Origin of the sequence: Roseateles toxinivorans, assembly GCF_004362525.1 — a bacterium.
GTDB classification, from domain to species: Bacteria; Pseudomonadota; Gammaproteobacteria; order Burkholderiales; family Burkholderiaceae_C; genus Paucibacter; species Paucibacter toxinivorans.
In genome coordinates this window covers 39,004-63,734 of sequence record NZ_SNXS01000017.1, presented here as the reverse complement: position 1 = coordinate 63,734, position 24,731 = coordinate 39,004, and the positions used below count along the sequence as shown (strand labels likewise).

Sequence of the window (24,731 nt, the reverse complement as noted above, 5' to 3'; positions counted from 1 at the left end):
CCGCTGGCGGGGCAGACAACACCGACAGGAGACAAACCCATGAAGTTCCAGAATCAGCGCCCGCAGCGGGCCCGTCTCGTTCTACTGGCTGCACTGGGCACCACCGCCCTGGTCGGCGGTGCGGTGCAGGCCCAGAGCGGCTGGCCCGTCAAGCCGGTGACCATCGTCGTGCCCTTCCCGGCCGGCGGCGGCACCGATGCCTTTGCGCGGCCGCTGACCGCGGTGCTGACCAAACAGCTGGGCCGCCAGATCATCATCGACAACAAGGGCGGAGCCGGCGGCACCGTCGGCGCCTCGGTGGCGGCCAAGGCCTCGCCGGACGGCTACACCTTCTTCATGGGCGCCGTGCATCACACGATCGCGCCCAGCATGTACCCGAAGCTGGACTACAGCATCGAGAATGATTTCATCCCGGTGGCCTTGATCGCCAGCGTGCCCCAGGTCATCGTCGTCAACCCGCAGCGCGTGCCGGTGTCAGATCTGAAGGGTTTGCTGGAGCTGATGCGCAAGAACCCCGGCAAGCTGAACTACGCCTCGGCCGGCAACGGCACTTCGCACCACCTGGCCGGTGAGCTGTTCAAGCTGCAGACCAAGACCTTCGTCACCCACATCCCCTATCGCGGCGCCGGCCCGGCCCTGCAAGACCTGATCGCCGGTCAGGTGGACCTGATGTTCGATGGCCTGGGCTCCTCGGCCGCCCATATCAAGAACGGCCGCATCAAGGCGATGGCCGTGGCATCGACCAAGCGCGCCCCGGGCTTCCCCGATGTACCCACCAGCACGGAGGGTGGCGTGCCGACCTATCAGGTCGCCACCTGGTATGGCCTGTGGGCACCCAAGGGCACGCCCAAGGAGGCGATCGACCGCATGCGCGCCGAGTTGGTCAAGGCCTATGCCACACCCGAGATCCACGACACCTGGACCGGCCTGGGCGCCGAGATTCCCAATCTCTATGGCGATGCCTTCGGCAAGTTCGTCAGCGCCGAAGTCAAGCGCTGGGCCGAGGTGGTGAAGAGCTCGGGCGCCAAGCTGGACTGAATCCGGTGAGCGAGACGCTGGCTGACTGCACGGTTCGCGAAGCCCGCCCGGCCGATGCCGTGGCACTGCACGACATCTATCTGCGCGCCTACGCCCATGCCTTCCCCTGGCGTGCGCTGCCCATCAGCCTCGCTGCCGACAGTGCCGGTGAGTGGATGCTGGTGGCCTGCCGCGGCGAGCGACTGCTGGGCTTTATCTCCAGCCAGCGAGACCATGCCTTCATCCACCACCTGTACGTGGACCCGGCGTTTCACGGCCGCGGCATCGGCCGTGCGCTGCTGCAGGCCTGCCTGGCCGGCCTGAGCCATCGCCCCGCCGCCTTGAAATGCGTGCTGAAGAACAGAGCCGCGCTGGCCTTCTATGCCCGCCACGGCTGGACGGCAGCCGCCGCCCAGCCGGCCGACGCGCAGGACTATGTGCTCTTGCACCTAAACTGACCACACGATTCGACTTCACCATGCCCAACGCCAATCTGTTCGCCGCGCTGCGTGCCAACTTCCCCGCCGACCTGGACCAGACCGCCATCGAGGTGGCCGATCAGCCGGGGCTGAACTACAGCTGGCGCGACATCGACCGCGCCACCGCGATGATGGCCAATCTGCTGGCCTCGCTGGACCTGCCTGCGGGCAGCCGCGTGGCGGTGCAGACCGAGAAGTCGGTCGAGGCGCTGATGCTGTACCTGGCCGTGCTGCGTGCCGGCTATGTCTTCCTGCCGCTGAACACCGCCTACCAGGCGGCCGAGATCGAATACTTCGTCGGCAATGCCGAGCCGGCCGTCGTCGTCTGCTCGGGCAAGAACTTCGGCTGGGTCAGCAAGATCGCCTTCAATGCCGGCACCGAGCATGTGTTCACCCTGAATGAGGATCGCACCGGCAGCCTGCTGGAGCGCGCCGCCCATCAATCGGACCAGCACAACACCGTGGTCAAGGGCGCGGACGAGCTGGCCGCCATCCTCTACACCAGCGGCACTACCGGGCGCAGCAAGGGCGCGATGCTGACCCACGGCAATATGCTCAGCAATGCCCTGGTGCTGAAGGACTACTGGGGCTGGAAGGCTGGCGACGTGCTGATACACGCGCTGCCCATCTTCCATGTGCACGGCCTGTTCGTCGCCTCCCATGGCGCCCTGCTCAACGGCAGCAAGATGATCTGGTTCGCCCGCTTCGACCCGCGCGCGGTGATTGCCAAGCTGCCCGAGGCCACTGTCTTCATGGGCGTGCCGACGCTGTATGTGCGCCTGCTCGGCGAACCCTCGTTCGGCAAGGAGGCCTGCCGGAACATGCGCCTCTTCATCAGCGGCTCGGCGCCCATGCTGATCGAGACCTTCAACGAGTTCCTCGCCCGTACCGGCCACCAGATCCTGGAGCGCTACGGCATGAGCGAGACGGTGATGCTGACCAGCAACCCCTACCACGCCAAGGATGGGGCACGCCGCGGCGGCACGGTGGGCTTCCCGCTGCCCGGCGTGGGCCTGCGGGTGCGCGATGACAAGGGCCAGCCCTGCCCCACCGGCGAGATCGGCGGCATCGAGGTCAAGGGGCCGAACGTGTTCGTCGGCTACTGGCGCATGCCCGAGAAGACCAAGGAAGAGTTCACCGCCGACGGCTGGTTCAAGACCGGCGACGTCGGCCGCATCGACACGCAAGGCTATGTGACCATCGTCGGCCGCAGCAAGGACCTGATCATCAGCGGCGGCTACAACGTCTACCCGGCCGAGATCGAGGGCTATATCAATGACATGGCCGGCGTCAACGAGTCGGCCGTGATCGGCGTACCGCACAAGGACTTCGGCGAGGCGGTGGTCGCCGTCGTCGTGGCCAAGCCCGGCGCGGCGCTGGACGGGGCGCAGATTGCCGCCAGCTTGAAGTCGCAGATCGCCAACTTCAAGGTCCCCAAGCAGGTGTTCGTCGTCAGCGAGCTGCCGCGCAACACGATGGGCAAGGTGCAGAAGAACCTGCTGCGCGACCAGCACAAGGGCCTGTTCGCGTGAGTTCGCAGCCGTCATCTGATAACAGCGCCTGCCCGCGCTGCGGCCTGCCCTTTCACTGCGGTGTGGCCGACGCCCGCTGCGACTGCTTCGACATGCAGCTCACGCCCGGCCTGCGCGAGCAACTGGCCGCGCAGTACCGCAGCTGCCTGTGCGTCGCTTGCCTGAAGCAGCTGAAGGACCAGGCCGCAGCCGCCCAGCAATGATGATGACCGACCCCAGCGCGGCCATAGGCCTGCACATCAAGCTGGAGCGCACGCAACGCGGCTGGTCGCTGGCCGAGCTGGCCGAGCGGGCCGGCGTGTCCAAGGCGATGATCAGCAAGATCGAACGCGGCGAGGCCAGCCCCACGGCCACCGTGCTGGGCCGCCTGTCCGGCGCCCTGGGCCTGGCCCTGTCGGCCCTGCTGGCCCTGGCCGAGCAGTCCACCGAGCGCGTCAGCCGCCGCAGCACGCAAACCGTCTGGCAAGACCCCGAGACCGGCTACACCCGCCGCTCGATCTCGCCCAGCGGCGGCGGTGTGCTGGAACTGCTGGAGGTCGAGCTACCGGCCGGCGTGCGCGTGCCCTACCCGGCCAGCGCGTTCAGCTTCCAGCATGAGCAGATCCTGGTGATGGAGAACACGCTGCTGTTCATCGAGGGTTCGGTCGAGCATAGGCTCGAAGCGGGGGATTGCCTGCAGCTGGGGGCGCCGGAGGATTGTGTGTTTGTCAATCCTGGGGATCTGCCCTGCCGTTATTTGATTGCGTTGGTGAGGCGCTGAGTCAGCGCCTGCCGCCCGCCATCCGCAACGCCTCCGGGCGCTGCCGCAAACGCAGCATCGCCACACACCCCGCCATCGGCCCCAACGCCAACACACCGAACGCCACCGTCCACCCCGCCCAGGCCACCAGCTCGGGCACCAGATGGATGCTGACCAGGGTCAGCGAGAACCCGGCGCAGGTCTGCGCCGTCAACATCGTGCCGACGTTCTGCGGCTCGCTGAGCTCGGCGATCGAGGCCGAGAACTGGGCCGAGTCGGCGATCACCGACACGCCCCAGACCACCGCCACAACGGCGACCAGCCAGGGCGGCGCGGCGAACATCCATCCCATCAAGAGCGCGCAGCCAGCGCTGATGGCCATCGCGCCGGTGGTCAGCGCGGTGCGGCCGTAGCGGTCGGCCAGCACGCCGCCGAGCCAGGCACCGGGGGCTCCGGCGGCGATGGCGGCAAAGGTCAGCAGTGCGGCGAAGTGCTTGGCGTTGGTCATGCCCACGGCCTCGAAGCTGGCAGTCAGGAACACCGCCAGCCAGGCCCACATCGCATACAGCTCCCACATATGGCCCAGATAGCCGAGATTGGCCAAGCGCAGCGCGGGCCGCCTCCAGGCTTCCAGCATCTGGCCGAAATGGACGCTGGCAGCACGCGCATGGTTGGGGCCGACGGTGAACCAGCGGATGCCAAGAGCAGACAGCGCCGCACAGGCCGCCGCCACGCCATAGACGACGCGCCAGTCGGCCTGCACCCAGGCCGCCAGCGCGTGCGGGCTGGCCGAGCCCAGGGTCAGCGCGCCCACCAGAAAACCAACCAGCAGGCCCAGATCGCCCCTGGCCCAGGTGGCGGCCAGGCGCATGCCGACCGGATAGACGCCGGCCATGCAGGCACCGGTCAGGAGGCGCAGTGCGAACACCAGCGGGCTGACGGGCTCCAGCAGGGCCAGCACGGCGGTGGCCGCGGCGGCGGTCAGTGCGCAGCTCATGAACAGGCGCTTGGGGTCGAGTCGGTCGGCCAGCTGCAGAAGCGCACTGGTCAGCGTGCCCAGCACGAAGCCGATCTGCACCGAGCTGGTCAGCAGCGCGGCCTGCAGCGGCGTCAGCGCCTGGCTTTGCTTGACCAGGGCGACGACCGAGGCCGATGAGAACCAGACCGTCATCGTGCCGACCTGGCACAGCAGCAGCACCGCCATCGCGCCGCGCTTGCCGGGCATGACCGCGTTCAAGGCACCGAACTCACCGGTGCGGCCAGCCGGTGGAAGTGCCGGCCGAAGTAGATCAGGGCATCGCCACTGTCGGCCATGCGCAGGGCCTTGACCTCGCAGAGAAACATATCGTGCGTGCCGACCGTGGTGACCGAGCGGATCTCGCAGTCCAGCGAGGCCAGCGCGTCGTCCAGCACCGGCGCACCGGTGGCAAGACGGCTCCAGCGCGCGGCCGCGAAACGCGCATCGACCGGCACGTCCCGATCCGAGAACAGCTGGGCCAGGCCCTGCTGATCGGCGCTGACGACATTGACGCACAGCGCGCCGCTGTCGCGAAACGCGGCGGCATTGCGGCTGTCGCGATTGATGCAGACCATCACCGTGGGCGGCTCATCGGTCACGCTGCACACGGCCGAGACGGTGCAGCCGGCGCGGCTGGAGCTGCCCATTGGCCCCTCGCTGGTCACCACATTGACGGCCGCGCCGAGGCTGGACATGGCCTGGCGGTACTGCAGCTTGTTGACTTGCATGGCCCGGCCTCAGCGACGCTGCTGATGTGTGGCATGGTGCGCCGCATGGCGCGCCGGCAGTCGCGCGGTGCCGAACAGCTTGTCGCGCAGGGTGCCCTCCCGGTAGCCGGTCTTGTAGGCGCCGCGCTCCTGCAGGATGGGCACGATCAGTTGGGTGAAGTCGTCGAAGCACTCGGGCACCACGGTGCGCGACAGATTGAAGCCATCGACATCGGCCTCGTCGGCCCAGGCCATCATCAGGTCGGCGATCTTGTCGGCCGAGCCTATCCAGGGCGGCTGGCGGCTGCCAAGCACCATCTGCTCCAGCAGCTTTCGGCGCGTCCATTGCGGGCCGGCGGTACGCGTCATCGCCTCGATATTCGACACGATGGCCTGGCTCTTCTGCGTCTCGACCGGCTCGTCGATGTCGAACTTCGCCAGATCTATGCCCATCGACGCGGCGGCATGGACCAGCGCCGCCTCGGAGCTGACATAGCGCCGATAGTCCTCGAACTTGTCCTGCGCTTCGGCGTCGGTGCGGCCGGTGACGACGGTGGCGCCGAGAAAGACCTTGATGTCGCCGGCGGCACGGCCACGCTGCAAGGATTGCGCGCGGATGTCCGAGACGATGCCCTTCACCCCCGCTTTGGAATGGCCGTTGACGAACACGCATTCGGCGTGCGTGGCGGCAAACTGCCGGCCGCGGGTCGAAGAACCGGCCTGGTAGAGCACCGGTGTGCGCTGCGGCGAGGGCTCGCACAGATGCATCGCGTCGACCTGGTACTGCTTGCCGTGGTGGTGGATGACATGGACCTTGGACGGGTCGGCGTATACCCCGCTCGCGCGGTCGGCCTGCACCGCGCCGTCTTCCCAGCTGGCCTCCCAGAGCTTGTAGACCAGCGCCATGTACTCGTCGGCCAGGTCGTAGCGGTCATCGTGCGCGGTCTGGGCGGCGAAGCCGGCGGCGCGGGCGGCGCTGTCCAGATAGCCGGTGACGATGTTCCAGCCGATGCGGCCCGCGGTCAGATGGTCCAGCGTGGACATGCGCCGGGCGAACAGAAACGGCGTTTCGTAGGTCAGGTTGCTGGTGACCCCGAAGCCCAGGTGTTTTGTCGCCGCGGCCATCGCCGGGATGATCAGGGTCGGGTCATTGACCGGCACCTGCACCGCGCCGCGCAGCGCCGCATCGGGGCTGGCGCCATAGACGTCATAAACGCCCAGCACATCGGCGAAGAAGATGCCGTCGAACAGGCCGGCCTCCAGCTTGCGGGCGTAGTCGGTCCAGTAGTGGATGTCCAAATAGCTGGCCGAGCGGTCACGCGGATGGCGCCACAGGCCCTGCTGGATATGGCCGACACAACACATGTCGAAGGCGTTGACGTGCAGTTCTCGGCTCATGTCGCAATGTCCACTTAGATTGATTTTCGTCAACTATAGTGGAATCACGCAACATCAACAAGGCTCAGCGCGAGGCCAGGAACTGGCTGCGCGCCGCCTCGGTGATGGCCACCACGCAGGGGTGGGTGATGCGCCGCTCGACCGAGATGGCGAAGAACTCTTCCACCAGCGCGTCGCTGCGGCCCAGCACCTTGACGCCGTACTGCTCGCAGGTCTCGGCCTCCAGCACGGTGGGCGACATGAAGACGCCGCGGCCCTCGCTGCCGAAGGCCTTCATCAGCGCCGCGTCATCGAACTCGCCGATCAACCGCGGCCGCAGGCTCTGCTCGGCCAGCCACAGGTCCAGGCGCTGGCGCATCGCCGAGCTGGCGCCCTGTATCAGCATCGGCGCGCCGTCCAGGCAGCGCGGAAACTCGGCCTTGAGCGTGCGCTTCAACGAGGGCGCGGCGAAGAAGCTCATCGCCGTCGTGCCCAGCGCATGGCTGAAGGCCTTGACGCTGAGCTGCTTGCCCATGGGCTCGTCGGCAATCACGATGTCCAGCCGGTGCACCGACAACTGGGCCAGCAGATCCTGCATCTTGCCCTCGTGGCAGACCAGCCGTACCGGGCCGGGACCGTCCAGCGCCGGCTCCAGCAGCCGGTAGGCGATCGCCTTGGGCACCTGGTCGGCGATGCCGACGCGGAACTCCAGCACCGTCTGGTCGCTGCGCGCCTTGCCGATGGCCGACTCCAGCTCGGCGCTGAGCGCAAAGATCTGCTCGGCGTAGCCCAGGGCCACCCGGCCATCGTTGGTCAGCTCCAAGCGCCGCCCGCTCTTGCGGAACAAAGCGCAGCCCAGGCGGTCTTCCAGCAGCTTGATCTGGGTGGACAGGGTCTGCGGCGTGGTGTGCAGCTGCTCACCGGCGCGCATGATGCCTCCGGCCTTGGCCGTGGCCCAGAAGTAATAGAGGTGCTTGAAGTTCATTGCTTCTGCTTTCTCGAAGTCACGCTTCCGAAACTACGACTTTACGCTTAGTGTTGCGCGGCCTAGAGTGCGAGGCTATGGAATTCCTTCTTGACCCGAACCTCTGGATCGCATTTGCGATGCTCACCGCCCTCGAAATCGTCCTGGGCGTGGACAACATCATCTTCATCTCCATCCTGGTCGGTCGGTTGCCGCCGGAGCAGCGCGACTTTGCCCGCCGCCTGGGCCTGGGCTTTGCGATGGTCTCGCGCCTGCTGCTGCTGTTCTCGCTGAGCTGGGTGATGGGCTTGACCGAAGACCTGTTCACCGTCGCCGGCAATGGCTTCAGCGGCCGTGACCTGGTGCTGCTGTTCGGTGGCCTGTTCCTGCTCTACAAGGCCTCGCACGAAATCTTTGTCGAAGTCGAGGCCAAGGAACAGGACGGCCCCGGCGAGAGCGACCCGGTCGCCCTGAAGGCTGCCGGCCGCAAGGCGATGTGGGCCATCGTCGGCCAGATCGCCGTGATCGACATCGTGTTTTCGCTGGACTCGGTCATCACCGCCGTCGGCATGGTCGATCAGATCGGCGTGATGGTGGCCGCCGTCGTCACCTCGGTCGCGGTGATGCTGTTTGCCGCCAAGCCGATCGGCGACTTTGTCGATGCACACCCGTCGGTCAAGGTGCTGGCCCTGGCCTTCCTGGTGATGGTGGGCATGGCGCTGACCGGCGAGGCCTTCGACATGCACATCCCCAAGGGCTATATCTACGGCGCGATGGCCTTCTCGCTGGCCGTGGAAGCACTGAACCTGCGGGCCCGAGCCAAGCGCCACACCCTGATCCAGACCGCCTGAAGTTCCCTGTTCCTCACCGTCCCACGAAAGGATTTGCCATGAACAACCCTGTTCAGACCTACCAGACCGGCTTTGCCTACGGCGCCGAAACGGCGGCGCAGCGCAACCGCACCCTGCGCAACACCTACTGGCTGCTGGCCCTGTCGATGGTGCCCACGGTGCTCGGCGCCTGGGTGGGTATTGCCACCGGCATTGCCAGCATGATGTCCGGCGGCATGGGCCTTGTCGTCTTCATGGTGGGCGCCTTCGGCTTCATGTTCGCGATCGAGAAAACCAAGAACTCGGCCGCTGGCGTGCCGATGCTGTTGGCCTTCACCTTCTTCATGGGGCTGATGCTGGCACGACTGGTCGGCACCGTGCTGGGGCTGTCCAACGGCGCCAGCCTGGTGATGACGGCCTTTGCTGGCACCGGCGCGATCTTCCTGGGCATGGCCTCGCTGTCCTCGGTGATCAAGCGCGACCTGAGCTCCATGGGCAAGTGGCTGTTCATCGGCGCCATCATGTTGATGGTGGCCGGCATTGCCAACATCTTCCTGAAGTCCAGCGCGCTGATGATCACGCTGTCGGTGCTGGCCATCGGCATCTTCTCGGCCTTCATCCTGCATGACCTGAAGCGTGTCCAAGACGGCCATGAGACCAACTACATCACCGCCACCCTGGGCGTGTACCTGAGCATCTACAACGTGTTCCAGTCGCTGCTGATGCTGCTGGGCATCTTTGGTGGCCGCGACGAATAATCGCTGAGCGATGGGCGCATGATGGAACTCACCCGGCACGAGCCGGGTGAACCCATTGAGGACGCCCCATGTCAACAACTGACGCCAAGGCGCAGCCCGCCGGCCACACCCATGTGGACCATCTGCGCTTTCACCGCCCCCATGCCCACCTGGCCCCCACCTTTGGCAATGATGCCTTTGCGCTGAGGGCCGAGGCCTTCGCGCGCTTCTTCGGCACGCCGCTGTTCCTGGGGGCCCAGACGCTGATCGTGGTGGTCTGGATCGCACTCAATGTGTCGGGCCTGACCCACTTCGACATCTACCCCTTCATCCTCTTGAACCTGGCCTTCAGCCTGCAGGCGGCCTATGCCGCGCCGCTGATACTGCTGGCCCAGACCCGCCAGGCGGCGCGTGACAAGGTGCACTCAGAGGCCGACGCCCAGCATCGTGAGGCCCTGGCCGTAGCCAACGAGCAGCGCCTGCTGATTGCCTCCCAGCAGGCCGATCAGATGCTGGAGCTGCTGCGCCAGAACACCCAGCTGACCGAGCTGACCAGGCAACTTACCGAGCGCATCGAAGGCCTGACCGTGGAGATGCACCAGCACCTGTTGCAGCATCGCACCGCCGCAGGCGATGCGTCTACCAGGCCTGCGGCGCCACCTGCCCCGTCGACTGGAACGCCGGGCGGCTGAAGAAAAAGCCCTGCATCAGGTGCACGCCTGCATCGACAAAGAAGTCGCGCTCGGCCGCCGTTTCTATGCCCTCGGCAATCACCTCGATGCCCAGGTCCTGGCAGATATGCATCATGCCGCGCACGATGGCCTGGCGCGAACGGTTGCTGTCCACGCCGCGCACCAGCGCCATGTCGAGCTTGATCAGGTCGGGCGTGAAATCGGCCAGCAGGGTCAGGCCGGCGAAGCCGGCACCGAAGTCGTCGATGGCGGTCAGGAAGCCACAGCGCTTGTATTCCCTGAGGATGGAGGCCAGCCAGGGGCCGTCTTCGACGCGCTCGCCTTCCGTCACCTCGAAGATGATGCGCTCCAGCGGGAAGCCGTGGACTCTTGCTGCCTCCAGGGTCGTGCGTATGCAGACCTCGGGCTTGTAGACCGCGTTGGGCAGGAAGTTGATCGAGATCTTCTCCTGGATGCCCAGCTGGGCGGCGCCCTTGATCGCCTTGACCCGGCAGGCCTGGTCGAAGCGGTAGCGGTTGCTGTCGTTCACCTGGGACAGCACCGACATTGCCCCCTGCCCCTCGGGGCCGCGCACCAGCGCCTCATGGGCGTAGATTGTTCGCGACCGCAGATCGACGATGGGCTGATAGGCATAGTCGAAGCGGAACCCGACGCGCTCTGCCGAGCCGCAGTCCTCGCAATCCGGGACATCGCCCGCCTCGAGGGCGGCAAATTCGGACGGGACGGGTTGAATCTTGATCACGTTGGTTTCCTTCACTTCCTGCCGGGCCGTCTGGGCAGCCGGCCTCAGGCGGACGCCCGCTTGTCGGCATACATTTTCTCATCGCTGCGCAGCATCAACGCCTCCACCGTGTCACCGATGCTCGCCACGGCCAGACCAACGCTGATGCTGACCTGCAAGCCGGCCGCCAGGGCGGACCAGTCGTGCAGGCGCACCGCCTGCTGCAGGCGGGCGCAGACCTGGCGGCAGGCCAATTCATCGGCGCCGCGCAGCACGATCACGAACTCGTCACCGGCCAGGCGCGCAGGCAGATCCGGCTCGCGGGTGTGCTTGCGCAGCAGGCCGGCGATGCGGCGCAGCACCTCGTCACCGACATGGTGCGAGAAGCTGTCATTGATCTGCTTGAAGCGGTTCACATCAATCATCGCCAGGCACAGGCTGGCACCTGGCGTGGGCAGCATGTTCAGCCACTCGGCCAGACTGGACTCGAACTGCCGGCGGTTGGCCAGGCCGGTCAGACCGTCCTCCATGGCCAGGCGCTGGTAGAGACGCGTGTCGCTCTCCAGGCGCTGCAGCTGCTGCGTCTGGCGCCGCAGCTCCACCTGGCGGTCGATCAGGTCCACCCGGCCCTTCAGGCTGTGTGCCCGGGCCAGCTGTTCGCGCAGAGCCAGCTGGCGCAGCGCCGACAGCGCGCCCAGCGTATCGCCGGCCAGCTCGCAGGCATAGCTGAGCAGCTGATAGCCCACGGCCAGCAGGCCCTCATGCTCATGCTCGGCGGCCACCGCCACCGTCTGCCGCGCCCAGTGCTGGGCCTCGCCGAGCTGGCCCTTGACCATCGCCAGCTCGGCCTGGGCCCAGTGCACGGCCGCCTTCATCCAGGGCCGTTGCAGGCTCTCCTGCATCCGCTTGAAGTGCTGCAAGGCCTCGGCCGCCTCGCGAAAGCGCAGCCGCCAGGTCAGCAAATGGGTGTGGGCCAGGGCCAGTATCAGCAGATTGTTGGTGTGACTGGCGGTGGCGATCGGGTTGCCGCTGGACGCTGCTGCCAGCAGCTGGTGGCAGCGGTTGATCTGCACCTCAAGCATGTCCAGCGACAGCCGCGCCCCACCGCCATTGCGTTCCACCATATAGCGCACCGATTCGGTCGAGGCCAGATCGGTGTGCAGCTCGAAGGCATTCAGCGGCGGCTCGCAGCGCTCGGCCAGGTAGATGGCCTGCTGGTAGGCATTGCTGGCCTCGACAAAGCACTTGCCGGAGTACATCGCAATGCCCAGCGCGTGATAGGCCATCACCTGGTCGCGGCTGGGCTGCTCGGCGGCGGAAACCTTGACCGCCAGCAGCGCGCTGTCCACCGCAACCTCGTAATAGCCCAGGCGTGAGGCCGCGATCGCCTGCGTGGCCAGCGCACGGCCCTCGCCATTGACATGCTGGGCGCGCTGGAACAGCAGGGCCGCGCGTTGGGCCAGATCCACCGCCTTGGCGAACTTGCCCAGCAGGCGCAGCTCGCAGCAGGCCAGACACAGCATGGCCTCGGCACACATCGCCAGATCCTGAGCCTGCTCGGCGCGCGCCAGCAGCTCGCGAGCGCAACTCATCGCGGCCTGGGCATGGCCGGCGTCGGCGTGCTCGTTGGCCTGCTGCAACAGGACCTGATTTGCTTCCTTGTCGCTACTGTCCACTGCCGTGTTCACTGCATCTGCTTTCAAGGCTGAACCGCTATTCTGAGCCGCCGCCGGGCCGGACGTATCAGCAATTTCCAGCCCTCGCACAAGGATGATCATGCCGGCCCGCGCAAGCGCATCAGCTGCGCAGTGACCATCTCGGCCATCGTGCGGGCCACCGCCTGCGGGTCCAGGCTCGGATCGTCGAACAGCAGCTCCTGCGCGGCATAGAGCGCATCGATGGCCAGGCGAAAGCTCAGGCGCGCCTGGGCCCGGTCAGCCTGCGGATGCGCCTCCATGAAGGGCGCGAGCAGCATGTCGGTGACGAAGTCATGCGAGCCATTGCGCACATGCTGCAGCGAGGGCACGGCGCGCAGCGCCCGCGTCACCCAGACACCGGCGGGCATCTGCTCGGTCAGCGCCAGTGTGCCCAGGAACAGCTCGGCCACGCTGCGCGCGAACTCGGCCTCAGGGAGTCGCATCGTCGCGGGCACGGCCCAGGGCGCCAGCAGCTCGTTCTGCACCTGCATCAACCGCGTGCCCAACTCGTGAAGGATGGCGTACTTGTTCGGGAAGTACTGATACAGGGCCGGGGGTGAGATGCCCGCACGCTGGCAGATCAGATTGGTGGACAGGCGCTCGATGCCCACCTCGCCCAGCAGCTCGGCGCAAGCGCCGAGGATGCGCTCGTAGGTCTCGACCGCACGCGGCTGCGTCGGCGCCTTCTTCAGCTCCAGGTCGGGTGGAAGCGCGCCGCTGTCGGCTGCGGGTATGGATTTCACGCGTGTCATTACGGTCGAGTCTAGGGCAAGGCCCGATGCGGGTTTGTCCGGGTCGCGGCCTGCGGTCAGATGAATATAGTCATCGCTATATTTACACGAATGGCCTCCAAGGCCAACAGGAGACCCGCATGGACCCACGTCACTACCCCGGTGTTCGCAGCGCGAGTTGCTGTGCGGTGCTGGCCCTGATCGGCGCCAGCGCGGCGCTGGCCCAGCCCAGCCAGCTGGAGGCGGTGGTGGTGACCGGCCAGGGCCGGGTGCAGCAGCTGCAGTCGGTGCCGATCGCCATCCAGGTGATGGGGGCGGACCAGGTGCGCAAGCTGGGCGCGTCGAATATGGGCGATCTGTCCAGCCATGTGCCGGGCCTGACGATAGACGCGACGCAGGCCACGCAGCCGACGATCTCGCTGCGCGGCATAGGCACCAGCGACTTCGGGATCGGCACCGATTCGCCGGTGGGCATTTACGTCGACGGCGTCTACACCGGCAAGACCGGCGGCGCGCTGCTGAACTTCAATGACGTCAAGCGCATCGAGGTACTGAAGGGCCCGCAGGGCACGCTGTTCGGCCGCAACAGCGCCGGCGGTGCGATCTCGGTCGTCACCAACGACCCCGAGTTCGCCAGCCGCGCCAGCGGCCTGCTGCGCCTGGGCAACCGCGGCCAGCGCCATGTAGAGCTGCTCGCCAATCAGCCGCTGGGTGAGAACCTGGCCTTGCGCGCCAGCCTGGTGTCGCAGCGCAGCGATGGCTTTCTGGCAGATGCCGCCACCGGTGAGAAGGCCGGCGGGGAGAACGCATGGGGCCTGCGCGCGGCGCTGCTGTGGCGGGCCAGCGAGGACACGAAAGCCATCCTGAGCCTGGAGCACGAGAAGCTGGATCAGCGCGCCCGCCCGGCCATCGGCGTGGTGCCCATCGCTCCCGGCATGGCGCCGGTCTTCCCGTCGGACCCTGCCACCTACCTCGATCCGCGCAAGGCGCCGCTGCGCAATGACGTGGCCGGCAATATCGAGGCGCGGGACTTCAACGGCGTCACCCTGCGCCTCACCCATGCGCTGGCCTGGGCCGACTTCAGCTCCACCACCGCCTACCGCCACTTCACCTCGAAGAATCGTCAGGACAACGACGGCAGCAACAGCCCGCTGATCTATCTGTCCACCACCAATGACGAGGCCAATAGCAGCTGGCAGCAGGAGTTCCGTCTCAGCGGCAAGCGCGGCACGACCGACTGGCTGGCCGGTCTGAGCTTCTACCGCGAGACCGCGCGCCAGACCGCCTTCGTCGACACCACGACCACGGCGCTGGACACCATGGCCGGCAATCTGACCGGCCTGCCGCTGTTCCAGACCGTCAATGTGCTGGCCGAGGCCGCCGGCGTGCCCGGCATCAATCTGCTGGGCCACACCTGGGGCGAGGCGATGACGAACCAGGGCCGCTTCAGCGCCGTGGCCGCCTATGGCGACGTGATCTGGGAGCTGCAGCCCAGCACCCATCTGACCACCGGCCTGCGCCTGACCCGCGACAGCAAGCGCTTCAGCTGGTTCAACCCGAACCGCGCGGCACCTAGCCTCGACGAGCAGTTGGCGGTGCTGGACGCCGTCGATCTGTTCAACGGCATGGTGGCGGCAGGCGCGCTGACGCAGGAGCAGGCGCTGATGATCCAAGGCGCGCTACGCAGCAATGTCTTGATTGCCAGCAGCGGCGCCACGACCGCGCCGCTGCAGCTGTCGCGTTCGTGGAACGATGTCAGCCCGCGCCTGGTGCTGGATCACCGCATCGATCGCGACTTGATGGTCTATGGCTCCATCACCCGCGGCTACCAGGCCGGTGGCTTCAATACGCTGCAGGTCAACTCGGCCTATGCGCCGGAGCGCGTCACCAGCCTGGAAGTGGGCGCGAAGGGCCAGCTCGCCGGCCTGGGCCTGAGCTACAGCGCCTCGCTGTTCCACTACGCCTTCAACAATCTGCAGACCCTGCAGCTGGTGCCGTCCAGCGCCGGCGGCATACCGGCGTATCAGGTCAGCATCAGCGACCAGAAGGCCACCGGTGTGGATCTCGATGCGCGCTGGCGCGTCAGCCGCCAGCTGAACCTGTTCGGCAACGTTGAGCTGCTGGACCAGACCTACAAGCGCGGCAGCAGCAGCCTGGGCAGCAACCTGGCCGGCCAGCCGGTGGGCGCGCCGCGCCTGCATGCCAGCGTCGGCTTCGAGGTGCTGTGGCAGGCGCTGGGCGGCCAGGCCCAGGCCAGCCTGCAGGCCAGCTACAGCGGCGCGACGCGCTGCAACGAGGAGTCCTATGTGCAGGGCCTGTGCCTGAACACGCCCACGTTCCAGGTCGGCGGCGCGCGGCAGAAGCTCGATGGCCGCATCGGTTGGGAGTCCGACAGCAAGCGCTGGGGCCTCTCACTCTTGGTCAACAACCTGCTGGACAAGCGCTACATCAACCGCCTCTGGTACGAGTCCGCGCCGCTGGGCTCGGCCTATGCGACGCTGGCCAAGCCGCGCACCGTGGCGGTGGAGTTGCGGGCGAGCTTTTGAGCGAGTGTCTTAGCGATGCGCCACTTGCTGCTGATCGCCCTGCTGCTGCTCGCCGCCTGCAGCAGGGACGACAAACCGACGCCGACCCAGGCCGAAGCCCTGCGCCCCGCAGATGCCCGTCTGGCCGCCGTGTATGAGCGCTCCTGCCTGAACTGCCATGGCCGCAGCGATGGCGCCGCACCGTTGACCGGCCATGCCAGCGCCTGGGCGCCGCGGCTGGACAAGGGCATGCCGGCCCTGCTACACAGCGTGCGCCAGGGCCTGAACAGCATGCCGCCCATGGGCCTGTGCCCGGACTGCAGCGACAGCGACCTTGCACACCTGATCACCTTCATGAGCCGAGCCCCAACATGACCGAACGCAGAGACTGGTTGAAGCAGACGGCGGCCCTCGGGGCAGGCCTGGCCCTGGGCGGCGAGGCGCTGGCCCAGGTGGCCGCGCCCAAACCCGCCGGTCCCAAGCCCTGGCAGAACTGGTCCGACATCCAGCAATGCCAGGCCAGGCAATGGCTGATGCCGGCGGACGAGGCCCAGCTGGCCGGGCAAATAGCCAGTGCGCCGGGCCCGCTGCGCTGCGTCGGCGCCGGCCACTCGTTCAGCCCGCTGGTGCCCACCGACGGCACCCTGATCTCGCTGGACAGGTTGACCGGCATCATCGCCACCGACAAGGCGACGAATACCGTGCGCGTGCGCGCCGGCACCCGCCTGGCCCAGCTGGCCCGCGAGCTGCACGGCCAAGGCCTGGCCCTGCACAACCAGCCCGACATCGATGTGCAGACCCTGGCCGGCGCGCTGGCCACCGGCACCCATGGCACGGGTCAGACCCTGCCGGCCCTGCACGACGAGGTGCAGGCACTGCGCCTGGTCACCCCGGCCGGCGAGATCAAGGAATGCTCGCGGCTGCTCAACACCGAGCTGTTCGACGCCGCCCGGGTGTCGCTCGGGTCGCTGGGTGTGATCACCGAATACACGCTGCGTGTGCGGCCCCGCTATATGCTGGCGCGCCGCGTCTGGCTGGAGCGCACCGAGGGCCTGCTGGAGAAGGCCCCCGAACTGGCCCGCCAGCACCGCCACTTCGAGATGTATGTGCTGCCCTTCACCGGCTACAGCGCCGGCATCACCCACAGCGAGGTGGCCGAGGGCCCGGCCCAGCACCCGGCCTCGGCCGACGAGAACGTGCTGCGCGATCTGCAGCGCCTGCGCGACTGGCTGGGCCGCTGGCCCGATCTGCGCCGCTGGACCGCCGCCAAGCTGATCGACCCGGCCCAGACCGAGTTCGCGCAGGACTGGTCCTGGCGCCTGCTCAGCACCGTGCGGCCGACCCGCTTCAACGAGAGCGAGTACCACCTGCCGCGCGAGGCCGGCATCGCCTGCCTGAAGGACATCCTGGCCACGCTGGAAAGGCGTAACGACATCTTCTTTCCGATCGAGTTCCGCTTCATCCGCGGCGACTCGGCCTGGCTGAGCCCCTTCCACGGCCGCGACAGCTGCTCGATTGCCACCCATGCGCTGCAGGGCGAGGCCTACCAGTACCTGATCGCCGAGCTGGGGCCAGTGTTCAAGCGTCATGGCGGCCGACCGCACTGGGGCAAGCTGCATGACCTTCAACTGAAGGACCTGCGGGCCATGTACCCGCGCTTTGCCGACTTCCAGCGGGTGCGCGAGAGCGTCGATCCGCAGGGCCGCATGCTCAACGCGCATCTGCGCCAACTGTTTGTGGGAGCCGCCAATGCATAAGCGTCGTGTATTGCTGGGCGCCGCCGTTGCGTTGCCCGTGGCCGCCTGGCTGGCCCGCCCGGCCGAGGTCGGCGGCCCGCACGCGCCGTACTTCGCCACGCTGAGCCAGGCACTGAAGGCCGCCGGCGTGGCCCAGGCCAGTATGGTCATCGACCTGCCGCGGCTGCGCGCCAACCTGGCCGCCATCGGCACACACGCCAAGACCGGCATGGGCCTGCGTGCGGTGCTCAAGTCCCTGCCCTGCCTGGAGCTGATGGACGAGGTGGCCAAGGCCTGGGCCAGCCCGCGGGTGATGGCCTTCAATGCGGCACAGACCGGGCAGCTGCTGCAGGCCCGGCCAGACCGCCAGGTGCTGTTGGGCAAGCCCTTCCCGGTGACCGCCGCCGCCGCGTTGCTGCGTGACTTGCCACCCGAGATCGGCGGCGGCATCGAATGGCTGATCGACACGCCCGAGCGCCTGGCTCAGTACCGCCAGCTGGCCGAGCAGCGCAGCCAGGTTCTGCGCGTCAATCTGGAGATCGACGTCGGCCTGCACCGCGGCGGTTTCGAAGATCCCATCGAGCTGGGCGAGGCGCTGCAAAGCCTGAAGACCGGCCCCCTGAAGTGGCAGGGATTCATGGGCTATGACGCCCATGTGGCCGCGTTGCCCGACGCCCTGGGCATGCGTGCCCAGGCATGGGACGAGTCGCAGAAGCGCGTTCAGACCGCCTGGCGCCTGGCCAACGAGCTGCTGGGCCCGCAGCGCCGCGAGAGCCTGACGCTGAACACCGCCGGTTCGCCGACCTTCCGCCTGCACGACGGCAAGGGCGTAGCCAATGAGGTCTCGGTCGGCTCCGCGGCCCTGCTGCCGCTGGACTTCGAGAAGCCGCTCTTGGCCGATCTGCAGCCGGCCGCCTTCATCGCCACGCCGGTGCTCAAGACCTGGCCCCGATTCCGCCTGCCCGAGGGCGCCACCTGGCTGAGCCGACTGGCCCAGACCTGGGACCGCAACCAGACCCGCGGCCTGGCCATTCACGGCGGCCACTGGCTGGCCGAGGTGGCCTCGCCCGAAGGCGTGACACCGAGCGGCCTCTACGGCCCGTCATCGAACCAGCAGGTGATGGTGGCCTCAGGCCGAGTCGATCTGCAGCCCGACGACCACGTCTTCCTGCGCCCGCGCCAGAGCGAGGCGGTGCTCTTGCAGTTTGGCGATCTGCTGGTGTTCGATGGCCAACGCATCAGCGCCCGCTGGCCGGTGCTGCCGGCCTCGGCCTGAGTTACTTCACAACAAGGACTGGCACCGGCGAAAGGGTCAGCACCTTGTGCGCCACGCTGCCCAGCAGCAAGGAGTCCAGGCCACGCCGGCCGTGTGAGCCCATCACGATCAGATCGATACCCTCTTGCTTGGCGAAGCCGATGATGGACGGCGCCGGGCCATGCTCGCGCAACACCTGGCTGTCGAAGCTGACGCCGGCCGCCGTGGCCCGCGCTGAGGCCTGCTCTATGCCCTGTTTGGCACCGTCCTCGGCCGCCTCCAGATAGTAGGCCAGCGCCTCGCCGCCGCCCTCGGGGAAGCTGATGAAGGGCACCGGATCGATCACGCTGACGATGCTCAGCCGCGCGCCGTAGCGCCGGGCCAGATCGACGGCCGTTTCGGCGGCCTTGTCGGCGCTGGTCGAGCCATCGGTGGGCAGCAGGATATGCTTGTAGTCGGCCATGGCGAAAAGCTCCGGTTCACAAAGTGGCTGCATGCTGTCACCAATGGTCAAGACCGGCAAGGCCATGCATCGCTGGCGCTTGCGCTGCGTCAAATTGCGTCCGAGGTGGGAACCGAAACCGGTGCCCGCGCTCCAATCCGCCGCTCATCTCCACTTTCCAGAGGCGCTCATGAAGCACTGGCTCAAAGAGAATCGCGGATTCATCGTGTTCCTGGTCTGCTTCGGCTTCTTCCGAACCGCCATCGCCGACTGGAACCCCATACCCTCCGGCTCGATGCGCCCCACGCTACTGGAGGGCGATGTGGTGCTGGTGAATCGCCTGGCCTATGACTTCAAGCTGCCGCTGACCGACATCTCCTTGGCCCCGCTTGGTGAGCCACAGCGCGGCGACGTCGTCACCTTCAGCTCGCCGGCCAACGGCACAAGGCTGATCAAGCGCATCGTCGGCCTGCCCGGCGATGTGGTCGAGATGCGCAACGAGGTGCTCTACCTCAACGGCCAGGCGGCCGAATACGCCGAACAGTCGCTGCACGCCGAACCGGTGGCCCCCGGCGTCGAGCTGAGCGCCGTCCGCGCCACCGAACGCCTGGCCGGCACCGACCGCCGCGTCCAGTTCATCCCCGACAAACCGGCCCTGCGCAGCTTCGCCCCGCTCACCGTGCCCGCCGGCCACTACTTCATGCTCGGCGACAGCCGCGACAACAGCGAGGACTCCCGCTTCATCGGCGCCGTGCCGCGGCACCTGCTGATCGGCCGCGCGCACCGGGTGCTGGTGTCGGCCGACATCCTCGGCAGCTGGGTGCCGCGGTTTGAGCGGACCGTCGAAGCAATTCGCTAGGCGGCCTCAAACTCCACCCGATTGCGCCCGCCGGCCTTCGCCCGGTACAGCGCGCGGTCAGCGGCCGCCATCAGCTCGGCCGCCACCAGGGCCGGTTCCTGCCCGGCGGGAACGGCGCCCAGCATCGCCAGGCCGATCGAGATCGTCACCTCCAGCGGCTGGCCGCTGTCGGCGGTGCAGGGCATGGCGGCAATGCGGGCGCGGATGCGTTCGGCAATCTCGCGGGCATGCTGGGCGGCGGTCTGCGGCAGCAGCACGACGAACTCCTCGCCGCCATAGCGGGCGATGGTGTCACCGGCACGCAGCTGCGACTGGATGCTGTGGCCCACCGCGCGCAGCACGGCGTCGCCGGCCGGGTGGCCGTGGGCGTCATTGATCTGCTTGAACTTGTCGATGTCCAGGAACAGGCAGGCCAGCGCATGCTTGTAGCGCCGCGCCTGGGCAATCTCTACGCCGCAGCGGTGCTCCAGATAGCGGCGGTTGTGCACGCCGGTGAGCAGATCGGTCAGGCCCGCGAGCTTGACGCGCTCCTGGTTCAGCACGCTCTCCAGGCAGACGGCGACGATGCTGGCCAGGCGCTCCAGCAGATTCGTGCCGGCGGCCGGGTCATAGCGCTCGGCGTCGCAGCTGCCGAAATGCAGGCTGCCGATCAGCTCGCCATGGCGACTCAAGGGCAGCAGGGCCACCGAGCGGGGCGGCCTAGGCGGGGCGTTGAAGAAGCGGGCATGGGAGGGCGCCTCGAAGCGGCCCAGCCAGGGTTTGCGCGCTGTGCCATAGAGGGCTTCCAGCGGCGCGGCCGAGGGCAGGAGCACCAGGTCGTTCAGCACCGCGCCGTCGCGCAGCTCGCTGTCCAGGATCCGGCCGGTCTCGCCATCGGCGTCCACCAGGGCCAGCGTCACACTCTCGATGCCGAAGGCATGGCCATAGTCGCTGAGCAGCAGGCGCAGCAGCTCCAGCACCGAGCGGGCACCGATCAGCCGGTGCTCCAGCTCGTCGAAGCGGCGCATCTTCTCCTCATTGGCCCGCGCCTCGCGCAGCAGCGCTTCGAGCTGCCGGCGCAGGTGCAGGTTTTCGGCTTCTAGTTGGCTGTCTTGCATCCCGGGGCCGCTGACTGATCTCAAACCGCTACTGTAGCGGGCTCAGATGACCAGGCGATACCCGACGCCGGTTTCCGTCAGCAGATGCCGGGGCTGGGCCGGCTGAGCCTCCAGCTTCTGGCGCAGATTGCCCATATAGACGCGCAGATAGTGGTTGTCGTCGCCATGGCTGGGGCCCCAGACCGCCTTCAGCAGCTGCTTGTGCGTCAATACCTTGCCGGCATTGGCGACCAGATGGGTCAGGAGCCGGTACTCGATCGGGGTCAGGTGCACTTCTGCGCCGGCGCGCTTGACCAGGCGTGAGGCCAGGTCGAGCTCCACATCGCCGAAGCGGAACAGGCTGGAGGCGGCCTCACCCGAGGCGCTCTGCGACTGGCTGCGGCGCTGCGCCGCGCGCACCCGCGCCATCAGCTCGCCAACGCCAAAAGGCTTGGTCAGATAGTCATCGGCGCCGGCGTCCAGCGCGGCAATCTTGTCGGCCTCGTCGGTGCGGGCCGACAGCACGATCACCGTCACCCCCGACCAGCTGCGCAGGTCACGCAGATAGTTCAGGCCGTCGTCGTCGGGCAGGCCCAGGTCCAGTATCACCAGCTCGGGGCGGCGCGTGCCGGCATCGACCAGGCCCTGGCGCACCGTGCCGGCCTCGAACACCTGCCAGCCCTCGGCTTCCAGCGCCAGCCGCACGAAGCGGCGGATGCTGGGTTCGTCTTCGACGATCAGGGCGGTGGGGCGGGGGTCACTCATGTCGAGGCCATCGCTTCCCGGATTGCATCCTGGCTACGGGATGGAATTGCCCCCCGGATTGCATCCTGGCTACGGGGCCGGGTAGCCCGGATGCAATCCGGGGCCAGCGGACGATGAAGCTCATGCATTGGCGTCTTCCAGATCAGGCAGGCTGGGCGGGGTACCCAAGGGCAGGCTCAGCACAAACCGGGCACCGCCACCGGCCGCAGTCTCCGCCCAGATGCGCCCCTGGTGGGCCTGCATGATGGCACGGCAGATCGCCAGGCCCAGGCCGACGCCGGGCGTTGATGACTCTTTTTCACCGCGGGTGAACTTGTCGAACAGCTGCTCTTCGCGGCCGGCCGGCAGCCCGGGGCCGTGGTCGGCCACGCTGAGCAGCAGTTCGCCATCGCGCGCCTCGGCGCTGATGTCGATCGCCGTGCCGGCCGGGGTGTACTTGGCGGCGTTCTCCAGCAGATTGCACAGCACGCGTTCAATCAGCACCGCATCGAGCTGCACCAGCGGCAGCTCGGGCGCCAGCGCGATAGATACATTGCGTCCGGTGAGTACCGGCTGCATCGCCTGCAAGGCGCTGCCCACCACTTCCTCGATCGGCTGCCACTCCAGGCGCAGCTGTACGGCGCCGCTTTGCAGGCGCGCCATGTCCAGCAGCTTGTTGACCATCGCGTTGATGCGCTGGGCCTCCTGGCGCAACGCCTGGGCCATGTCCAACCCGGCGGCCGGCAGCTCGGGCAGTGCGGCCAGCGTATCGGCCAGGCCATAGACCACCGCCAACGGCGTGCGCAAGTCATGTGACAGCGCCGACAGCAGCGAGTTGCGCAGCCGCTCCGACTCGATATGCACCAGCGCGTCCTGCGCCACCTCGACGTAGTGCACCCGCTCCAGCGCCTGGCCGATGATGCTGGCATAGGTGTCGAGCTGGGCGCGGCGCTCGGGCTGCATCACGCTGGCCAGATCACGCGGGCGCACGGCCAGCACGCCGCGCGCCCGCATCGGCGCTTGCAGGGGCAGGTAGAACCAGGGGCTGCCCGGCAAGGTATCGGTGGCCAGGCCGGCGGCCTGACCATGGTCCAGCGCCCAGCGGGCGGTGCCCAGGTCGGGCGGGTCCGGTTGTTCATCAACGCCCGGCGGCAGCTGCAGACGGTCCTGCAGATCAAGCACCAGCACCAACGCCCGACCATGCAGCTCGCGTGAAAGGCTCTCCTGCGCGCTGAGCACCACCTGCTCGGTCTGCAGCGCACCGGACAGCTCGCGCGTCAGCTCGAACAGCGCCCGCGAGCGCGCCTCACGCTCGGCGGCCACCTGGGCCTGGTAGCGCAAATGGGCGGTCAGCTGGCCGGTCACCAGGCCCACGGCCAGCATGACGATGAAGGTCAAGAGGTACTGCACATCAGACACCGCAAAGCTCAGGTGCGGCGCGACGAAGAAAAAGTCGAACAGGCCGACGCTGACGAAGCTGGCCAGCACCGAGGGTCCGCGCCCCCAGCGCAGCGACACACCGACCACCGTCAGCAGGAACAGCATGACGATATTGGCCTCGTCGAAATACGGCTGAAGCGGCCTGGCCAGTGCCGTGGTGGCCACGCAGGCCAGCAGGGTCAGGCCATAGCGTTGCCACTGACCGACCCAGGCGGCCCAGCTGGCCGCCGCCGCATCGGCGGGCGCCTTGGGCGCTGGAGCGGCCAGCGGGCGGCCGACCTCGATCAGGTCCACATCGGGTGCGCTCTCGGCCAGGCGCTGGTGCAGACCTGGCCCCGAGAACCATCGCCTCCAGGCCGGCTGCGCCGGCGCGCGGCCCAGCATCAGCTGGGACAGGTTGTGTTCGCGCGCATGGGCAATCAAGGCCGAGGCCATGTCTTGCGCCTGCAGCACGGCGGTGGCCGCGCCCAGATCATGGGCCAGCCGCACCACGCGCAGGATCCGTTCGCGCTGCGCATCGGGCAGGCGCTGCAGCTGCGGCGTCTCCACATAGACCGCGTGCCAGCTGACATTCAGTTGCTGGGCCAGCCGCGCGGCGCTGCGCACCACATGCTCGGCACCCACCGAGGGGCCGATCGCGCAGAGGATGGCCGCCTCGGTCTTCCAGACCTGGCTGATGGCCTTGTTGCTGCGCCAGGCCTGCACGTCGTCTTCGACCCGATCGGCCGTGCGGCGCAGTGCCAGCTCGCGCAGGGCCATTAGATTGCCCTTGCGGAAGAAGTTGCGCGCGGCGCGCTCGGCCTGGCCGGGCATATAGACTTTTCCCGCCTTCAAACGGGCAAGCAGTTCATCGGCCGGCGTGTCCACCATCACCACCTCGTCGGCGCGGTCGAAGAAGGTGTCGGGCAGAGTCTCCTGCACGCGGATGCCGGTGATGCCACCGACCACGTCATTGAGGCTTTCCAGGTGCTGGACGTTCAGCGTGGTGTAGACATTGATGCCATTGGCCAGCAGTTCCTCGACGTCCTGCCAGCGCTTCGGGTGGCGGGAGCCGGCAACGTTGGAGTGGGCCAGCTCGTCGACCAGAATCAGCGAGGGTCGCCTGGCCAGGGCCGCGTCCAGGTCGAACTCGGGCAGGCTGCGGCCGCGGTAGTCGATCTGGCGCGGCGGCAGGACCTCCAGGCCCTCGGTCAGCGCCAGCGTCTCGCTGCGGCCATGGGTCTCGACCACACCGACCAGCACCTCGCGGCCCTCGCTCAAGAGCTTGCGCGCGGCCTGCAGCATCGCGTAGGTCTTGCCCACGCCGGCGGAGGAGCCGAAGTAGATGCGCAGCTTGCCGCGCGCAGCGCTCTGCTCCTGCTGGCGCAGCTGCTCCAGCAAGGCGTCGGGGTCTGGTCTTGAGGGGTCTGACAT

Annotated in this window: 24 protein-coding genes; 13 read left to right on the top strand and 11 right to left on the bottom strand. The window is 67.6% G+C overall.

Annotation, left to right across the window (positions count from 1 at the left end):
• The first annotated feature begins 39 nt into the window (after nt 1-39).
• From DES47_RS27775 to DES47_RS27755, 5 genes are read left to right on the top strand one after another with little or no spacing between them, the layout of a single operon-like run.
• Nucleotides 40-1,038: a Bug family tripartite tricarboxylate transporter substrate binding protein gene (locus DES47_RS27775; RefSeq protein WP_133704041.1), complete on the top strand. Its 999-nt coding sequence runs from the start codon at nt 40-42 to the stop codon at nt 1,036-1,038.
• A 5-nt stretch (nt 1,039-1,043) separates the two neighbouring features.
• Entirely contained in the window at nt 1,044-1,475 is a 432-nt protein-coding gene (locus tag DES47_RS27770) for a GNAT family N-acetyltransferase (protein WP_166652224.1), read from the top strand.
• A 20-nt stretch (nt 1,476-1,495) separates the two neighbouring features.
• Nucleotides 1,496-3,028 (top strand): malonate--CoA ligase, encoded by a 1,533-nt coding sequence (locus DES47_RS27765; RefSeq protein WP_133704039.1) that lies wholly within the window; start codon nt 1,496-1,498, stop codon nt 3,026-3,028.
• Nucleotides 3,025-3,231, top strand: coding sequence for a cysteine-rich CWC family protein (locus DES47_RS27760; RefSeq protein ID WP_133704038.1), 207 nt, complete (start codon nt 3,025-3,027; stop codon nt 3,229-3,231). Before DES47_RS27765 ends, DES47_RS27760 begins: the two co-directional genes overlap by 4 nt.
• A gap of 2 nt (nt 3,232-3,233) precedes the next feature.
• Complete coding sequence (locus tag DES47_RS27755; RefSeq protein ID WP_133704037.1) at nt 3,234-3,788, top strand: helix-turn-helix domain-containing protein; 555 nt, start codon at nt 3,234-3,236, stop codon at nt 3,786-3,788.
• Nucleotide 3,789: 1 nt separating this feature from the next.
• On the opposite strand, the gene DES47_RS27750 is transcribed toward DES47_RS27755, so the two are convergent.
• The 4 genes from DES47_RS27750 to nhaR form a co-directional block, all read right to left on the bottom strand.
• The gene (locus tag DES47_RS27750) at nt 3,790-4,992 is read right to left on the bottom strand and encodes an MFS transporter (protein WP_133704036.1); all 1,203 of its coding nucleotides are present in this window, start codon (nt 4,990-4,992) and stop codon (nt 3,790-3,792) included.
• 8 nt (nt 4,993-5,000) lie between these two features.
• Nucleotides 5,001-5,513 (bottom strand): flavin reductase, encoded by a 513-nt coding sequence (locus DES47_RS27745; protein ID WP_133704035.1) that lies wholly within the window; start codon nt 5,511-5,513, stop codon nt 5,001-5,003.
• 9 nt (nt 5,514-5,522) lie between these two features.
• A complete protein-coding gene (locus DES47_RS27740; protein ID WP_133704034.1) occupies nt 5,523-6,890 on the bottom strand; it encodes an LLM class flavin-dependent oxidoreductase in 1,368 nt (455 codons plus the stop codon).
• A gap of 64 nt (nt 6,891-6,954) precedes the next feature.
• Entirely contained in the window at nt 6,955-7,854 is a 900-nt protein-coding gene (nhaR, locus tag DES47_RS27735; RefSeq protein ID WP_133704033.1) for a transcriptional activator NhaR, read from the bottom strand.
• A gap of 77 nt (nt 7,855-7,931) precedes the next feature.
• Between nhaR and DES47_RS27730 the strand changes: the two genes are divergently transcribed.
• The 3 genes from DES47_RS27730 to DES47_RS27720 all read left to right on the top strand — a co-directional run bounded on the left by DES47_RS27730 (nt 7,932) and on the right by DES47_RS27720 (nt 10,092).
• Nucleotides 7,932-8,684 carry a TerC family protein gene (locus DES47_RS27730; protein WP_133704032.1) on the top strand — a complete coding sequence of 251 codons (753 nt, stop codon included), beginning with the start codon at nt 7,932-7,934 and terminating at the stop codon, nt 8,682-8,684.
• A gap of 38 nt (nt 8,685-8,722) precedes the next feature.
• Complete coding sequence (locus DES47_RS27725) at nt 8,723-9,421, top strand: Bax inhibitor-1/YccA family protein (RefSeq protein WP_133704031.1); 699 nt, start codon at nt 8,723-8,725, stop codon at nt 9,419-9,421.
• Nucleotides 9,422-9,489: 68 nt separating this feature from the next.
• Nucleotides 9,490-10,092, top strand: a complete 603-nt coding sequence (locus DES47_RS27720) for a DUF1003 domain-containing protein (RefSeq protein WP_133704030.1) — start codon at nt 9,490-9,492, stop codon at nt 10,090-10,092.
• On the opposite strand, the gene DES47_RS27715 is transcribed toward DES47_RS27720, so the two are convergent.
• The 3 genes from DES47_RS27715 to DES47_RS27705 all read right to left on the bottom strand — a co-directional run bounded on the left by DES47_RS27715 (nt 10,040) and on the right by DES47_RS27705 (nt 13,253).
• Nucleotides 10,040-10,831 carry an EAL domain-containing protein gene (locus DES47_RS27715; RefSeq protein ID WP_425057492.1) on the bottom strand — a complete coding sequence of 264 codons (792 nt, stop codon included), beginning with the start codon at nt 10,829-10,831 and terminating at the stop codon, nt 10,040-10,042. The two genes, DES47_RS27720 and DES47_RS27715, sit on opposite strands and share 53 nt — an antisense overlap.
• Nucleotides 10,832-10,878: 47 nt before the next feature.
• Complete coding sequence (locus DES47_RS27710; protein ID WP_133704028.1) at nt 10,879-12,501, bottom strand: tetratricopeptide repeat-containing diguanylate cyclase; 1,623 nt, start codon at nt 12,499-12,501, stop codon at nt 10,879-10,881.
• Between the two features lie 86 nt (nt 12,502-12,587).
• Complete coding sequence (locus DES47_RS27705) at nt 12,588-13,253, bottom strand: TetR/AcrR family transcriptional regulator (RefSeq protein WP_243748489.1); 666 nt, start codon at nt 13,251-13,253, stop codon at nt 12,588-12,590.
• A 128-nt stretch (nt 13,254-13,381) separates the two neighbouring features.
• Here DES47_RS27705 and DES47_RS27700 point away from each other — a divergent pair, with 128 nt between their 5' ends.
• The 4 genes from DES47_RS27700 to DES47_RS27685 are packed head-to-tail and all read left to right on the top strand — an operon-like array spanning nt 13,382 to nt 18,778.
• Complete coding sequence (locus DES47_RS27700; RefSeq protein WP_166652222.1) at nt 13,382-15,787, top strand: TonB-dependent receptor; 2,406 nt, start codon at nt 13,382-13,384, stop codon at nt 15,785-15,787.
• Between the two features lie 15 nt (nt 15,788-15,802).
• Nucleotides 15,803-16,141, top strand: a complete 339-nt coding sequence (locus DES47_RS27695; RefSeq protein WP_133704025.1) for a c-type cytochrome — start codon at nt 15,803-15,805, stop codon at nt 16,139-16,141.
• Complete coding sequence (locus DES47_RS27690) at nt 16,138-17,523, top strand: D-arabinono-1,4-lactone oxidase (protein ID WP_133704024.1); 1,386 nt, start codon at nt 16,138-16,140, stop codon at nt 17,521-17,523. The genes DES47_RS27695 and DES47_RS27690 overlap by 4 nt, the downstream gene beginning before the upstream one ends.
• Entirely contained in the window at nt 17,516-18,778 is a 1,263-nt protein-coding gene (locus tag DES47_RS27685) for an alanine racemase (RefSeq protein WP_133704023.1), read from the top strand. Before DES47_RS27690 ends, DES47_RS27685 begins: the two co-directional genes overlap by 8 nt.
• A gap of 1 nt (nt 18,779) precedes the next feature.
• Here the strand turns inward: DES47_RS27685 and DES47_RS27680 are convergent, their stop codons facing one another.
• The gene (locus tag DES47_RS27680) at nt 18,780-19,220 is read right to left on the bottom strand and encodes a universal stress protein (RefSeq protein WP_133704022.1); all 441 of its coding nucleotides are present in this window, start codon (nt 19,218-19,220) and stop codon (nt 18,780-18,782) included.
• A 169-nt stretch (nt 19,221-19,389) separates the two neighbouring features.
• On the opposite strand from DES47_RS27680, the gene lepB reads away from it, so the two are divergent.
• A complete protein-coding gene (gene lepB / locus DES47_RS27675) occupies nt 19,390-20,058 on the top strand; it encodes a signal peptidase I (RefSeq protein ID WP_133704021.1) in 669 nt (222 codons plus the stop codon).
• On the opposite strand, the gene DES47_RS27670 is transcribed toward lepB, so the two are convergent.
• The 3 genes from DES47_RS27670 to DES47_RS27660 form a co-directional block, all read right to left on the bottom strand.
• Nucleotides 20,055-21,155, bottom strand: a complete 1,101-nt coding sequence (locus DES47_RS27670) for a GGDEF domain-containing protein (protein WP_133704020.1) — start codon at nt 21,153-21,155, stop codon at nt 20,055-20,057. The two genes, lepB and DES47_RS27670, sit on opposite strands and share 4 nt — an antisense overlap.
• A gap of 42 nt (nt 21,156-21,197) precedes the next feature.
• Nucleotides 21,198-21,899, bottom strand: coding sequence for a two-component system response regulator KdpE (gene kdpE, locus DES47_RS27665; protein WP_133704019.1), 702 nt, complete (start codon nt 21,897-21,899; stop codon nt 21,198-21,200).
• A gap of 120 nt (nt 21,900-22,019) precedes the next feature.
• Nucleotides 22,020-24,731, bottom strand: coding sequence for a DUF4118 domain-containing protein (locus tag DES47_RS27660; RefSeq protein ID WP_133704018.1), 2,712 nt, complete (start codon nt 24,729-24,731; stop codon nt 22,020-22,022).